14 protein-coding genes are annotated in these 15,481 nt (G+C 43.7%); 11 read left to right on the top strand and 3 right to left on the bottom strand.

The features are described 5' to 3' along the window. The first annotated feature begins 75 nt into the window (after window positions 1-75). From MHI46_RS17620 to MHI46_RS17610, 3 genes are all read left to right on the top strand, one after another. Entirely contained in the window at window positions 76-1,791 is a 1,716-nt protein-coding gene (locus MHI46_RS17620) for an ABC transporter ATP-binding protein (RefSeq protein ID WP_342502982.1), read from the top strand. Between the two features lie 151 nt (window positions 1,792-1,942). Next, window positions 1,943-2,185, top strand: a complete 243-nt coding sequence (locus MHI46_RS17615) for a hypothetical protein (protein ID WP_342502981.1) — start codon at window positions 1,943-1,945, stop codon at window positions 2,183-2,185. Between the two features lie 87 nt (window positions 2,186-2,272). Beyond that, entirely contained in the window at window positions 2,273-3,271 is a 999-nt protein-coding gene (locus MHI46_RS17610) for a S66 peptidase family protein (RefSeq protein WP_342502980.1), read from the top strand. A gap of 29 nt (window positions 3,272-3,300) precedes the next feature. Here the strand turns inward: MHI46_RS17610 and MHI46_RS17605 are convergent, their stop codons facing one another. The 3 genes from MHI46_RS17605 to cls form a co-directional block, all read right to left on the bottom strand. Further along, window positions 3,301-3,555 (bottom strand): hypothetical protein, encoded by a 255-nt coding sequence (locus tag MHI46_RS17605; protein ID WP_039182170.1) that lies wholly within the window; start codon window positions 3,553-3,555, stop codon window positions 3,301-3,303. A gap of 73 nt (window positions 3,556-3,628) precedes the next feature. Further along, window positions 3,629-4,591, bottom strand: a complete 963-nt coding sequence (gene uvsE / locus MHI46_RS17600) for a UV DNA damage repair endonuclease UvsE (protein WP_342502979.1) — start codon at window positions 4,589-4,591, stop codon at window positions 3,629-3,631. A 12-nt stretch (window positions 4,592-4,603) separates the two neighbouring features. Beyond that, the gene (gene cls, locus MHI46_RS17595; RefSeq protein WP_039182165.1) at window positions 4,604-5,800 is read right to left on the bottom strand and encodes a cardiolipin synthase; all 1,197 of its coding nucleotides are present in this window, start codon (window positions 5,798-5,800) and stop codon (window positions 4,604-4,606) included. Between the two features lie 143 nt (window positions 5,801-5,943). Between cls and MHI46_RS17590 the strand changes: the two genes are divergently transcribed. The 8 genes from MHI46_RS17590 (at window position 5,944) to pyrG (ending at window position 15,476) form a co-directional block, all read left to right on the top strand. After that, on the top strand, window positions 5,944-8,055 hold the full coding sequence (locus MHI46_RS17590; RefSeq protein ID WP_342502978.1) for a heterodisulfide reductase-related iron-sulfur binding cluster: 2,112 nt from the start codon (window positions 5,944-5,946) through the stop codon (window positions 8,053-8,055). 102 nt (window positions 8,056-8,157) lie between these two features. Then, entirely contained in the window at window positions 8,158-9,351 is a 1,194-nt protein-coding gene (locus MHI46_RS17585; protein WP_342502977.1) for an acetyl-CoA C-acetyltransferase, read from the top strand. Next, window positions 9,351-10,214: a 3-hydroxybutyryl-CoA dehydrogenase gene (locus MHI46_RS17580; protein ID WP_039182159.1), complete on the top strand. Its 864-nt coding sequence runs from the start codon at window positions 9,351-9,353 to the stop codon at window positions 10,212-10,214. The genes MHI46_RS17585 and MHI46_RS17580 overlap by 1 nt, the downstream gene beginning before the upstream one ends. A gap of 11 nt (window positions 10,215-10,225) precedes the next feature. Next, complete coding sequence (locus MHI46_RS17575; protein ID WP_342502976.1) at window positions 10,226-11,338, top strand: acyl-CoA dehydrogenase family protein; 1,113 nt, start codon at window positions 10,226-10,228, stop codon at window positions 11,336-11,338. Between the two features lie 16 nt (window positions 11,339-11,354). Next, the gene (locus tag MHI46_RS17570; protein WP_342502975.1) at window positions 11,355-12,497 is read left to right on the top strand and encodes an acyl-CoA dehydrogenase; all 1,143 of its coding nucleotides are present in this window, start codon (window positions 11,355-11,357) and stop codon (window positions 12,495-12,497) included. A 146-nt stretch (window positions 12,498-12,643) separates the two neighbouring features. Beyond that, window positions 12,644-12,841: a hypothetical protein gene (locus MHI46_RS17565; protein ID WP_047202559.1), complete on the top strand. Its 198-nt coding sequence runs from the start codon at window positions 12,644-12,646 to the stop codon at window positions 12,839-12,841. A gap of 248 nt (window positions 12,842-13,089) precedes the next feature. Further along, window positions 13,090-13,629, top strand: coding sequence for a DNA-directed RNA polymerase subunit delta (gene rpoE, locus MHI46_RS17560; protein ID WP_064498795.1), 540 nt, complete (start codon window positions 13,090-13,092; stop codon window positions 13,627-13,629). A gap of 239 nt (window positions 13,630-13,868) precedes the next feature. Then, the gene (pyrG, locus tag MHI46_RS17555; RefSeq protein ID WP_039182151.1) at window positions 13,869-15,476 is read left to right on the top strand and encodes a CTP synthase (glutamine hydrolyzing); all 1,608 of its coding nucleotides are present in this window, start codon (window positions 13,869-13,871) and stop codon (window positions 15,474-15,476) included. The last annotated feature ends 5 nt before the right edge of the window (window positions 15,477-15,481 follow it).

The raw sequence follows: 15,481 nt of genomic DNA, 5'->3' as shown, positions 1-15,481 counted from the left end.
TCTAGTATTTTACAGAGGATTCCTCTATAATTGAAAATGATTATCAATTATAGAGGAAATGAGGTCCTTTTACATATGCTAAAACGCTTTTTCGCCTATTACAGGCCCTATCGCGGTCTGTTCTTTTTAGATTTCTTTTGCGCTGTCGCAGTTGGATTAATGGAACTTGGTTTCCCGCTGATCGTGAACTACTTCATTGATACGTTATTACCAACAGGGAACTGGACAGTCATTGTCTGGACCGCACTTGCTCTGTTTATCATTTATGCCCTCAGCTCAGTGATGCAATTTATTGTGTCGTACTGGGGACACATGCTTGGCATCAATATTGAAACAGATATGAGGAAGAAGCTGTTTGATCATTTTCAGCGTCTCTCATTTAAGTTTTTTGATAACAACAAAACGGGTAAGCTTATGTCTCGGATGACAAATGACCTCATGTACATTGGTGAGGTGGCTCATCACGGACCTGAGGATTTGTTTATTGCGATTATGACGATTCTTGGCGCCTTTGCTGTCATGCTAATGATTAACTGGCAGCTTGCTATTTTAACCTTCCTGATCATGCCTGTCATCATTTGGCTTGCCCTTCATTTTAATAAAAAGATGACACAGGCGATTACACAGCTGAACAATGACATTGGAGACTTTCATGCAAGGGTTGAAAACAATATCGGCGGTATTCGTCTTGTTCAGGCCTTTGCCAACGAACATTTTGAGAAAAAGCGTTTTGCTGAAAACAACAACCGCTTTCGGAAAGCGAAGCTTCTTTCATATAAAATCATGTCGGTTAACGGCTCAATCAGTTACATTCTGACACGTCTTGTGACACTGTTTGTCCTTCTAGCAGGGACATGGTTTGTTCTGCAGGGTCAATTAACGGCAGGTGGATTTATCGCGTTTGTTCTGATTACAAACGTCTTATTCAGACCGATTGATAAGATTAACACAGTGATTGAAATGTATCCAAAAGGCATTGCTGGCTTTAAAAGCTATGTCGACTTACTTGAAACAGAGCCAGATGTGAAGGATACAGAAGGAGCTCGTGATGTATTTGGGCTGAAAGGTGAAATTGAATATCGAAACGTGACATTTGGCTACGATGAGCACAGTCATGTGTTAAAGGATATCGATTTGAAGATCAAACAAGGAGAAACCGTTGCGTTTGTCGGGCCCTCAGGAGCCGGGAAATCGACGATTTGCAGTTTGCTGCCACGTTTTTATGATGTGGATGAAGGGGAAATTACGATTGATGGCGTGAGTACAAAATCGATGACCCTCTCTTCTTTAAGACAGCAGATCGGCATTGTGCAGCAGGATGTCTTTTTATTCTCAGGCACCATTCGAGAAAACGTTGCGTACGGCAACCTAGAAGCCAGCGATGCAGAGATTTGGGAGGCTGTACGTCGTGCGCATTTAGAGGAACTCGTTCAGCGTTTCCCAGAAGGATTAAATACTGTCATAGGCGAGCGCGGCGTCAAATTGTCAGGCGGTCAAAAGCAGCGCCTGTCCATTGCGCGGATGTTCCTAAAAAATCCTTCAATTCTTATTTTAGATGAAGCCACATCAGCACTTGATACAGAAACAGAAAAAGCTATACAGGATGCACTGAGCGAACTGGCTGTCGGCAGGACGACACTCGTTATTGCCCACCGCCTGGCAACAATTAAACACGCCGACCGTATCATCGTCGTAACAGAGGAAGGCATCCAAGAACAAGGCCGCCACCAAGACCTCATCCAAATGGGCGGCGTGTACAGCAGACTGCATGAAGCGCAGTTTGGTCATTGATAGTAAGGCGTAAATGAGTTCAGCTATTGAGTTGGACTCATTTTTTTACATGTGATAATAAAAAGTGGTTCGTCCTGCAAATATTTAAATCACCATTTAAATGGAATTTTGATATAATTTAAGGAAATTAGATCCAAAAGGAGAGGGTTGTTTGAGCGAAACAGCAAAAACATTCATGCTGAAAAGCATTCACTACGTGACTCTTGTTGGTTTATTTATATTGATCATTCCAGCTGGAATCAACCCAGTATTTTTTTATATCGGGATTATTTTATTTGGCATTCACCTTTTTGTAAACGTTATAGACAGTTCTTTAAGCAAAGTCAAAATATCGATAGCATTGATTATTAGTTTTACTCTCATATTACTTGGCTTTTTTAAAATATTTTTTTGAAAAGATTTTCATTCGTTCAGTAGCCCTTTTGATAAAGGGCTTTTTTTGTTAGGATAGAAAAAATGCGTGTAGGAAGGATCTGATGGGATGAAGAGGCTTCGGCGATTACAAAAGGGCGATAAGATCGGTATTTTTTCACCTTCTAGTCCTGCATCAGCGACCTCGCCTCTTAGGTATCAGCGGGCGAAGAAGTGGCTTGAGCAAAAAGGATTCATTGTGATCCCAGGATCATTAACAGGGAAAGAGGATCACTACCGTTCCGGTACAATTCAAGAACGAGCTGATGAGCTGAATGAGCTGATGGGTAGAGAGGACTTGGCGTGCATCATGTCAATGATTGGCGGGACGAATTCAAATAGTTTGCTGCCTTATCTTGATTTTGAGCTGCTGAATCAACATCCGAAAATCATGATCGGTTATTCAGATGCGACAGCGATTCTACTAGCGGCGTACGAAAAAACGGGACTGCCTGTTTTCTACGGGCCGGCCCTTGTCCCTTCTTTTGGCGAGTTTGAACCGTTTGTCAATTTTACATATCAGTCATTTGAGGACATCTTGATGTCCCCTCAAACCATTCCTTATCAGATTGAAAAACAGCCTTTTTGGACAGATGAACGAATCAATTGGGAAGAAAAGACGCGTGACAAAAAGCAGCGTCCGAATGATTGGTTGTGCGTCATAGAGGGACAGGCAGAAGGCAGATTGATCGGAGGGAACCTGAATGCGATGTACGGCATTTGGGGAAGTGAGTTCATGCCAGCCATTCAAAACGGAGACATCCTCCTCATTGAAGATTGCATGAAAACCGCTTCTGTTGTAGAAAAAAATTTCTCTTTATTGAAAGTAAATGGAGTGTTTGAACGGGTGTCAGGGATTCTTTTAGGAAAACATGAGCTGTTTGATGATGAAGGGACGGGCAAAGAGCCTTACGAGATTTTGCTTGAGGTGCTCGGAGAGACGAAGAGACCACTCATCGCTGATTTTGACTGTGCCCATACGCACCCAATGCTTACGATGCCAATTGGGGCACAAGTGAAAATAGATGCAGCTTCTAAACAAGTTTGGTTAACAGAAGATTGGATATAAGAAAAAGAGCAGCCCAAGGCTGCTCTTTTTTATGAAACCTTTTCTTTCTCAAACGGCTGAAGAAGATCTTGCGCTTTTTTCCCTTCAACCACAATTAAGTAATCAGATTCTAAATGAGTGAGCCTGAAGGTTTCAAGCTCTACGATGTTCTTAATGCTGCACATTGTTTTTTTAGAATACACATATATACGATGCTGAGCCTGCTGGCACTTTTCATAAAGAGAAATAAGCTTATGTAAATTCAACGCTTTTGCAGCGATTCGGATTGAATAGATTTGAGACATCTTCATATCCTCCTGTTAATTACTTTCTCACAATAGCTTTGTTACCCCGATTTGCACAAAGGTAAACCTTTCTCTAAGATTTCCACTCAATGGTTCCTCCGCCCGTCCGCCGATTGCCCCTTATCGCAGACAGCTCTTCGACTAGACGGAGCAGAGCCTGATCCTTTAATTTTGCTTCAATCATAAAATCTACATCACGGCCATACGGTTTTAATGCTTGAAAAAGCGGTAAGACAAAGGCCATATCTACTCCATCTGCATGACTGCGGATGGCTTTTTCTGATTTAGGTGAAGACAAGTGGATTTTGGGCGGAATGCCAGTCTTTGTCCAAGTGTCGAACATTCTTGGAAGGATGTCATCGAGTGCGGCATCGTCATCTTTATTTGCCACGTGATGATGGTAATCAAAAACAAATGGAATGTCATGCTTTTCACATACACCAAGCGTTTCGAGCGACGTATATGTTTTGTCATCGTTCTCAAGTGTCATCCTTGCTTTGATATGAGCCGGAAGCTGTTTGATATTTTCATCAAAGCGTTGAAGAGCCGATTCTTTATCGCCGTACGCCCCGCCTATATGAATATTCATGTAACCTTCCTTTTCGAGCTTCATTGCCTCAAGCATCTGATAATGGTACGTCATATCGATGACGGCATTTTCTGTAATTGAAAGTTTTGGGCTGGTAAACAAGGTGAATTGATTGGGGTGAAAGCTTACCCGTAAGTTGTGCCGTTTCACCAACTTGCCAATCTCAAGAAATTCTTTGTGAAAAGGTGTCACGAAGTCCCAGCGCACCTCGGGATGGGTCGCGAGCGGGACGAGCGAGCTTGAAAAACGGTACAGCGGGATATCATGAGCAATGGCGAAATAAAGCGTTCTTAATGTATTCACGAGATTGGCTTTCGTTGTTCGCAATAAAGCCTCTTTTCTTTCTTCCTTGGAGAGCTTGCTGTATCTTGCAAAGGTCAGCGACTTGGCAGGAGAAGCTTCCCACAAGGTGACGGCATTGGATACATAACCAAATCGATAACGCATAGGTCATCTCCTTTATAAAAAATACGAGAACATGGCGGCAACCCACTCAAGCGGCCGTGTGAAAAGAGGGCGCTTTGACAATGTTTCTTCTGTCAGGATCTCAGATACTTCCATATGCTCCCGAATTTTTTCCTCTACGTGTGCAGTAAAGTCGGGATCATCAATGGCTACATCTACTTCTTCGTTTAAAAACAAGCTTCGTTTATCAAAATTCGCGGTACTGATCATACAGCGGCTGTGATCAATCAATATGGCTTTCGAATGATAAAACCCTTTATAAAAACGATAAACAAGACATCCAGAGGCAATGAGATCCTTCAAATAATGAAAACCAGCCTCTTTGACAAGTGGATGATCCGCTTTCATTGGAATGATAATTTCAACTGTGACGCCCCGCTTTCGTGCATCAAGCAGCGCCTTCAGAAGAGGGGCTGATGGAATAAAATAAGGCGTACAGATGATGATCTGTTTCTTTGCTTGCTCAATATCTTGGAGAAATAAAGCTTCTAAAGAAAAACCGGCAGTCGCGCGTGTTGTGCATTGTAATGTTCCCGGTTCCAATGCAGGGAAAACCTCATATTGCAGCTGATGAATGCCAGACGACCGGTACAAATCATTCAGAAACACGTGCTGGAGATCTGCGACAACCTGTCCAGTCATCCGCAAATGATAATCTTTCCAAATGCCAAAGCGGCCTTTTTTCCCAACATATTCATCGCCTATATTAAATCCGCCAATATAGCCAATCTTCCCATCAATCACCGTAATTTTACGGTGATTTCTCATGTTTAACCGGTAAATCAAAAAAGGAAAACGAGGCTTATTTAAAAAGTAAAATTGAATGCCGCTTCTTTCTAGCATGTCAATCGACTTTTGATCAAACGGATAGGAGCCTAATCGGTCGGTCAGCAAAAAGACGGAAACGCCTTGCTCCGCTTTGGCTTTCAATGCTTGGAACACCCTTTGACCAATCTTGTCGTTCTTTACAATAAAGAACATCATATGAATAGAAGAAGAGGCCTGCTGTATATCCGTAAGCAGCTGATCGAAAAATGGTTCGCCATCATGATAAAAGGTGGCATCGCCGCTTGTTTGGTCAAAAGACCGTTCAAATGCGTGCGTAGAAAAATATTTCTTTCCCATATAAAGGTCTAACATGACGAGCAAAACGATGGCAATGAGTACGAGTAGGATGATCAATGCGATCATGAAACTTCCTCCTTTTTTGCATATTTCAATAGTGTACCCAAACGCACAAAAAATATTGACTGAATACTCATTCATTATTTATGATAGAGGTACAACATGGAAACGGAACAAAGTGGGTTTTGGGGAATGAAAGGGGGAGCAAGATGAATAGCCTTTTAATCATCAACTTGATCGCATTTGCGGCGGTGACCGCTTACGCTGTGTATTTGTTTGTTTATCTCATTCGAACACGAGCGGCGTATATTCGTCTTGGTAAAAAAGAAGAGTTTCAACAAGACATGAAGAAACGCTTAGAGCGTGTTTGGGTCAATGTATTTGGGCAAAAGAAGCTGTTAAAGGACAAGAAGAGCGGCATCATTCATGTGCTGTTTTTCTACGGATTTATCCTTGTACAGTTCGGAGCCCTTGATTTTATTTTGAAGGGGCTTGTTCCAGACAGCGGGCTTCCTTTAGGTCCGGTGTACGGCGTCTTTACGTTTTTCCAAGAGGTGGTCACACTTCTCATTTTAGTGGCCGTTGTATGGGCTTTCCATAGAAGATATGTGGAAAAACTTGTCCGTTTAAAACGAGGTTTTAAATCGGGTCTAGTGCTTTTATTTATTGGCGGATTAATGCTGACAGTCTTACTAGGGAACGGCATGAACATCATCTGGCATGGGCACTCTCTATCACCAACTGAGCCAATCGCTTCTGGTATTGCTTTCTTGCTGGGAGGAATTTCACCTCTTGCGGCTGCGATTGTTTTTTATGCCGCATGGTGGGTGCATCTGCTCATTTTGCTGACATTCTTAGTATATGTTCCTCAGTCAAAGCACGCTCATCTGATTGCAGGGCCTGTGAACGTATTTGTCAGCAGATTAGACCCGCCAGGCAAGCTGCAAAAAATCGATTTTGAAGATGAGACACAAGAGACCTTCGGTGTGGGAAAAATTGAAGACTTTCGTCAGTCTCAGCTGATCGATCTTTACGCCTGTGTGGAATGCGGACGCTGCACGAATATGTGCCCGGCAACAGGGACAGGGAAGATGCTGTCTCCAATGGATTTGATTTTAAGGTTAAGAGATCATTTAACCAATAAAGGGGCCGCCATTACATCGAAGACACCTTGGGTCCCGCAGCTTGCCTTCAAGCAGACAACAGGAAACCAGCTGGCACTGCAGGCGAGAGGAGCAGGTGCGGAAGAGTCGGCTGCCAGCTCTATATATCATCCTTCTCTTATTGGAGAGGTCATTACAGAAGAAGAGATCTGGGCATGTACGACATGCCGAAACTGTGAAGACCAATGCCCTGTCATGAATGAACATGTCGACAAGATTATTGATATGCGCAGATATCTTGTGCTGACTGAAGGAAAAATGGACGCAGATGCACAGCGTGCCATGACAAGCATTGAGCGCCAAGGAAACCCGTGGGGATTGAACCGGAAAGAAAGAGAAAATTGGCGTGAACTGAGAGAAGATGTGCATGTGCCGACAGTGAAAGAGCTGAAAAAAGCAGAGCAAACCTTTGATTATTTATTCTGGGTTGGTTCAATGGGGGCATATGACAATCGAAGCCAAAAGATTGCACTTGCCTTTGCAAAACTCCTCAATGAAGCGGGGGTATCCTTTGCGATCCTAGGCAATAAAGAGAAAAACTCAGGCGATACACCAAGAAGACTCGGAAACGAATTTTTATTCCAAGAGCTTGCTGCAAAAAATATTGAAGAATTCCAGAAAAACGGCGTCACAAAGATCGTCACGATTGATCCACACGCCTACAACTTATTTAAAAATGAATATCCAGACTTTGGACTTGAGGCAGAAGTGTACCATCATACAGAATTACTGGCAGAGTTAGTGAAAGAAGGGAAAATAACGCCTGTACATGAAGTGAACGAGGTAATTACCTTCCACGACTCATGCTACTTAGGCAGATATAACGAAGTGTACGACCCGCCAAGAGATATTTTAAAAGCCATTCCAGGTGTGACGCTGAAAGAAATGGAACGCAACCGTGAAACTGGTATGTGCTGCGGTGCAGGCGGGGGCTTAATGTGGATGGAAGAGGAGACGGGTACCCGGATTAACACTGCACGAACGGAGCAGGCGCTACAGGTCCAGCCGTCCATCATCAGCTCAGGGTGTCCTTATTGCTTAACGATGCTGGGAGATGGGACGAAGGCGAAGGAAGTAGAGGAGCAGGTAGGCACATTTGATGTCGCCGAACTTCTTGAAAAATCAGTGTTTGGCGAGCCTGGAAAACAGGTGTCGTAAAGATGACAGGCCGATGAATAGGATGTTCATCGGCTTATCCATGGCGCTGTTACATCAGCTGCCTAGATGATATGTAAGCGGTAACAATTAGGAGGGACATACATGAGTACGACGGTCATTGTATCTGGAGCAAGAACACCATTTGGAAAACTAGGCGGTGCTCTCAGTGGTTTGACTGCCGCAGAACTAGGCGGTATAGCGATCAAGGCTGCACTGGAAAGAGTTTCGGGTTCTCATGAAATAGATGAGGTCATTATGGGAAGTGTTTTACAAGGAGGGCAAGGGCAGATTCCTTCAAGGCAAGCAGCAAGATATGCTGATCTTCCTTGGTATGTTCCAACACAAACCATCAATAAAGTCTGTGCATCAGGCATGCGCAGTGTGAGCACGGCAGATCAAATCATTCGAGCCGGTGATGCTGAGGTCATCGCGGCGGGCGGTATGGAATCCATGTCTCACGCTCCTTATCTGCTAAAAAAAGCGCGATGGGGCTACAAAATGGGAGATGGTGCAGTACAAGATGCGATGATTTTAGATGGCTTAACCTGTTCGTTTACAGGCGTTCATATGGGTGAGTATGGAAGTATGGCTGCAAAGGAGCTGGGCATCACGCGGGAAGAGCAGGATCTGTGGGCACTCAGAAGTCATGAACGGGCCATCGAAGCGCAAAAAAGTGGCTTTTTTCAACATGAAATCACCCCCGTCACTGTCAAAACAAAAACGGGAAAACGGCTGATCACAGAAGATGAATCTCCGCGGCATGATACGTCATATGAACGGCTGTCAAAGCTCATGCCTGTTTTTGATCAGACAGGTACCATCACCGCTGGAAATGCACCAGGTGTCAATGATGGTGCAAGTGCACTTCTTCTAATGAAAGACACGTATGCTGCACGGCATGGTGTAAAGCCTATGGCAGTCGTTCTCGGTCATACTCAGGTTGCTGTAGAGGCGAAGGATTTCCCGAAAACACCAGCCCTTGCCATCGAGAAGCTTTTAAAGAAAACAGGAAAGCGCCTAGAGGATATCGATTTGGTTGAAATCAATGAGGCCTTTTCAGCTGTGGCTCTGGCATGTGAAAAAATGACCGGGATCGACCGGCGGAAAATGAATATCAACGGAGGGGCTGTCGCACTCGGTCATCCGATTGGGGCAAGCGGAACACGTATCATATTGACATTGATTCATGCATTAAGACAAAGAGGCGGTGGCATTGGCATTGCAGCGATTTGCAGTGGAGGCGGTCAAGGAGATGCGATCATGATAAAGGTAGATGAAAAGGGAGGCGTTTTTTGATGAGCATAGAAGAGACCGTTCTGGTCGTTGGAGCCGGTCAAATGGGATCAGGCATTGCCCAAGTGTTTGCACAGTCAGGCTATACAGTCCTGCTCCATGATGCATCAGAAAAGCAGATTCATCGAGCGATTTCCTCCATGACCAAACAACTGACGAAGCGGGCAGAAAAAGGAAAGCTGGCACATCAGGCAGTCCGAGATATCACGCAGCGACTTGCCGTATCCACAGATTTAAAAGACGTTCAGCAGGCTCATTTAGTGATTGAAGCTGCTTCTGAACAAATGAGTGTCAAAAAACAAATCTTTGAAACACTTGATCAATTTGCAGAGGCGGAGGCCATATTTGCGACAAATACGTCTTCCTTGTCGATCACAGAATTAGCAGCTGTGACGAGCAGACCGGAGAAAGTGATTGGCATGCATTTTATGAATCCCGTTCCTGTCATGAAACTCGTTGAAGTCATTCGCGCGCTGCAAACGAGTGATGACACATATCAATTTGTTTATGAAACAGCGAAGACATTAAACAAAACCCCAATTGAAGTGGAAGACTTCCCAGGGTTCGTCTCAAATCGCATATTGATGCCAATGATCAATGAAGCCATTTACACCCTATATGAAGGCGTGGCAGATGCAGAAAGCATTGATGGCGTGATGACACTAGGGATGAATCACCCAATGGGGCCGCTTCGTCTAGCTGATTTCATCGGATTGGATACATGTTTATTTATTATGAATACCCTTCACGAAGGACTTGGAGACAGCAAATATCGCCCTTGTCCTCTTTTGAAAAAATACGTGAATGCAGGCTGGCTTGGCAAAAAGACAAAGAGAGGTTTTTACACATACCACGACCACTCATAGGGGGAGTCAAGATGGATGTTATGCTTACGGATAAACAGCGTCTCTGGAGAGAACAGACAGCAGAATTTGCACGCCAGCGTGTATTCCCTGAAGTAGAAGCCATGGAACAAGGCCGGTTTCCAAAAACCCTTTTAAGTGAAATGGGAAGGCAAGGCTATCTAGGGATTCCAATACCAGCTTCGTATCAAGGCTTAGGAGCAGATTTTACAACGTATATCATCGCAATCCATGAATTATCGAAAGTGAGTGCGACCATCGGTGTCATTGTGTCCGTTCATACATCTGTTGTGACGATGCCTATTTTGACTTTTGGAACGAAGGAACAAAAAGAATCCTATGTCCCGCTGCTTGCATCAGGAGAGAAGCTAGGCGCCTTTTGTCTGACTGAACCAAAGGCTGGATCAGATGCCTCCAGTATTCAGTTAAGAGCAGAGCGGATGGGCAGCGATTATGTATTAAATGGGACGAAAATCTTTATCACAAGCGGCGGAGAAGCAGAGTTATATCTTGTCTTTGCGGTGACCGATCCGGCTTCTGCGAGAAAAAATATATCGGCGTTCATTGTAGAGAAAGATACGCCGGGATTTACGATTGGAAAAGATGAGAAAAAGATGGGACTGCACGGTTCAAAAACAGTCACGCTTCATTTTGATGGCGTGCGGATTCCAAAAGATCAGCTGCTGGGTGCAGAAGGAGAAGGCTTTCAAATTGCCATGTCTAGCTTAAATGCAGGGAGAATCGGAATTGCGGCTCAAAGCCTTGGCATTGGAGAAGCTGCTTTAACCGAGGCAGTCAGCTATTTAAAGCGACATCCAGCAGGTCTTGAAACGACCATTCGACTGGGCGATTTGGCGGCGAAGCTTGAGGCAGCTAAATTGCTCGTCTATCAAGCGGCTTCTTTCAAAGAGGCCAATCGTCCCGTCACAAAGGAAGCATCAATGGCAAAGCTATTTGCGTCAAAAACGGCGGTGGAGATCAGTACAGAAGCGATCCATTTGCTAGGCATGGATGGTTATACGAATCGCTATCAAGCAGAACGTTACTTTCGTGATGCGAAAATTTGTGAAATCTATGAAGGAACAAGTGAAATTCAAAGGCTGGTCATCTGTAAACAGCTAATATGAAACGGGGTGGCTCACGATGCAGTTCCAATTAAGTGACGAACATGAAATGATTCAAAAAATGGTGAGAGACTTTGCGAAAAATGAAGTGGAGCCAACAGCAGCAGAGCGAGACGAAACAGAGACATATGATCCATCTATTTTTCGCAAAATGGCGGAGCTCGGTTTAACGGGTATCCCTTGGCCGGAAGACGTGGGCGGAATCGGCAGTGACTATTTAGCCTACGTCATAGCAGTTGAGGAGCTTTCAAGAGTATGCGCCTCTACAGGCGTCACCCTGTCCGCTCATACATCTCTTGCTTCATGGCCAATCTATACATTTGGAACAGATGAACAAAAAGAGACCTATTTAAAGCCGCTTGCAGAAGGGCAGAAGATAGGAGCATATGCGCTCACAGAGAGCGGTTCAGGCTCAGATGCTGGCGGAATGAAGACAACGGCCGTCAAGGCAGGTAATGAATATGTTCTGAACGGGGCGAAAATCTTTATTACAAATGGAGGCATTGCAGATTATTATATTGTGTTTGCCGTAACAGACCAAGGAGCTTCATCCCGAAATACAACTGCTTTTATTGTAGAAAAAGAGACACCTGGTTTTTCCGTTGGCAAAAAGGAAAGCAAACTGGGCATACGCTCATCCCCAACAACTGAAATTCGATTTGAAGATTGCCGGATTCATGAAAGAAACCGGCTCGGTCAAGAAGGAGAAGGATTCAAAATAGCCATGATGACACTCGATGGCGGCAGAAACGGCATTGCTGCACAGGCAGTTGGGATTGCTCAAGGCGGTCTTGATGCGGCGGTTGATTATGCCAAGGAGCGTAAACAATTTGGCAAACCGATTATTCAGCAGCAAGGGATCGCCTTTAAGCTGGCTGATATGGCCACAGCGATTGAAGCATCAAGGCTGCTTACTTACCAGGCGGCATGGCTCGAAACGAAAGGCCTCCCGTATGGAAAGGAATCAGCCATGTCCAAGCTCTTTGCCGGTGATACAGCGATGAAGGTGACGACAGAAGCGGTTCAAATCTTCGGCGGATACGGCTACACAAAGGATTACCCAGTCGAACGATACATGCGTGATGCGAAAATCACTCAAATTTATGAAGGAACACAGGAAATCCAGCGTCTGGTCATCTCAAGGAAACTGCTAGATATGTAGAAACGAAGCAAAGACCACCTGAATGTGAGGTGGTCTGTTTTGGTTCGTCATGCAGTTTTCAAATATGAACGCATTGTCAATGCTCATCCATATCACCATAGTGTTATGTTAAAATTAGGGAAAATATCAATATGGAGGTTATGATGATGAACTCAACATTTATGGCCATTTTGCCAATCGTTATGATGGTTATCTGGATAATGGTGTCCGTGGAGCTTTCGAAATCTCCAAAAAAGCAGGAAGAAAAAGAAAACAGCCGCAGAAAACTGATCGTACTCATGTCTGCTGGAATATTATTCACGATTCTTGTCGTTGTCTCATTCATTCAGAACATCCCATTTTAAAACAGACGTGAAAAAACTGAAAGACAAAAAGCATGCCGTACACAAGAACAAGTCCAATTTAACGCAGATGATGAAGTTATAGGTGCTCCCCTTGAGAAAAATCAAAAATTAACAACAATAAAGGTGGCATAAACTCCCCTAATTTGTTTATAATGAGAGGTATGGTTTGTCGTAAGAATAAGGTATAAATACTTATTATTTCACTGATAAATGGATACATACATGTAATAGAAAGGGAGTGTCTGACCTTGAGTTTGAAAGAATACTCACAGGAACAGCTCAAACAAATGTCTTTAGTTGAACTTGCTTATGAAATTTTCAGAGACAGCAAAACACCCATTACGTTTTCCGAGTTAATAGATGAAATTGTCCGTTTGCAAGGAATACAAAAATCCGATCTGGATGATCGACTTGCTCAATTTTATACAGACTTAAATATAGATGGCCGCTTTATTTCGTTAGGTGATCAGAGATGGGGACTTCGCAGCTGGTATCCAGTTGATCAAATCGAAGAAGAAGTTCAGCCAGCTGTGAAAACAAAAGCGAAAAAGAAAAAATCAAAAGCAGCTGTCGTTGAAGACGACTTCGATGAAATCGAAGAGGAAGAAGAAATTGACGAGCTTGAAGAAGACCTTGATCTTGTTGAAGACGACGATGATCTCGACCTAGACGATGATGAAGAAATTGATGAAGATATTGAAGACTTCGACGAAGATGATGATGAAGATGATGACGGCTTAACGGAGATTGATGAAGACGATTTAGACGATGATGAGGAAGAGAAATAACCCTCTCAAACCCGTCCTCAAAACAGGACAAAACCGTCTTGACTTTCGTGAGCGAACTATGTAGTATGTATTTTGGGCTCTCTAAAAAAGAGTACGTAAAGATACGTTCATTTACGCTCCCTTTCATTTATTTGAAAGGGAGCTTTCTTATTTTTCAAGAGATTTAGGGATACACTCTAAAAAGGATGAAGCTGTGCATGCATAGACATGCAAGGGTAAAAAAGAGAGGAGCATACGAAATGACAAAGTATATTTTTGTAACAGGAGGAGTTGTTTCCTCACTTGGAAAAGGAATCACGGCTGCTTCGTTAGGCCGCCTTCTGAAAAATAGAGGGATGGATGTCACCATTCAAAAATTCGATCCATACATCAACGTAGACCCAGGGACAATGAGTCCATACCAGCATGGTGAGGTTTTTGTCACAGATGATGGTGCTGAAACAGATCTTGACTTAGGTCACTACGAGCGGTTCATTGATATTAACTTAAATAAGTACAGCAACGTCACAACTGGTAAAATCTACTCTACTGTTCTGAAGAAAGAGCGCCGCGGTGACTACTTAGGTGGAACAGTACAGGTCATTCCCCACATTACAAATGAAATCAAAGACCGCGTGTACCGAGCCGGAAAAGAAACGGGTGCAGATGTGGTTATTACAGAAATCGGCGGAACAGTAGGAGATATCGAATCCCTTCCATTCCTTGAAGCCATTCGTCAAATGAAGAGTGACATCGGCCGCGAAAACGTGATGTACATTCATTGTACCCTCGTTCCTTACATCCGTGCAGCGGGTGAATTGAAAACAAAACCAACACAGCATAGTGTAAAAGAACTTCGCAGTCTTGGTATTCAGCCAAATGTCATCGTGGTCAGAACGGAAATGCCATTGGCACAAGATATGAAGGACAAAATTGCACTGTTTTGTGATATTGATACAAAAGCTGTTATCGAATGTCAGGATGCAGACACGCTTTACTCTATTCCGCTTGATTTACAAAAACAAGGGCTGGACAAGCTAGTATGTGAACATATGAAACTTGACTGCCAAGATGCGGACATGACAGAGTGGACAGCACTTGTTGATAAAGTGCAAAACCTTTCAAAACAAGTCACAATTGGTCTTGTAGGGAAATATGTTGAGCTGCAAGATGCTTATATTTCTGTCGTTGAATCACTTCGTCATGCTGGTTATGCGTTTGATGCAGATGTTCAAATTAAATGGATCAATGCAGAAGAAGTGACAGCAGAGAATATCGCTGATTTCGTACAAGATGTTGACGGCATCATTGTTCCTGGAGGCTTCGGAGACCGCGGAGTAGAAGGGAAAATCATTGCTACACAATTTGCCCGTGAAAACAAAGTGCCATTCTTCGGAATCTGCTTAGGAATGCAAGTGGCATCTATCGAATACGCAAGAAACGTATTAGGCCTTGAGGGAGCTCATTCAGCGGAAATTGATCCTGAAACAGCATTCCCAATCATTGACCTTCTTCCAGAACAGAAGGATGTAGATGATCTAGGCGGAACACTTCGTCTCGGTCTATATCCTTGTAAATTAAATGAAGACTCAAAAGCTTTTGCTGCATACAATGACGAAGTGGTCTACGAACGCCACCGTCATCGTTACGAATTTAATAACGAATACAGACAGCAAATGGAAGCAGCAGGCTTCGTCTTCTCTGGTACAAGCCCAGACGGACGTCTTGTTGAAATTATCGAGCTCAAGGATCACCCTTGGTTCCTTGCTTCTCAGTTCCACCCAGAATTCGTTTCAAGACCGACAAGACCACAGCCATTATTTAGAGATTTCGTTGGTGCTTCACTACAAGCATCTGAATCAAAATAAAACAA

The organism is Bacillus sp. FSL K6-1000, from assembly GCF_038630785.1.
In the GTDB taxonomy this organism is placed as follows: Bacteria; Bacillota; Bacilli; order Bacillales; family Bacillaceae; genus Bacillus; species Bacillus safensis.
This window is presented reverse-complemented; position numbering and strand designations above follow the sequence as displayed.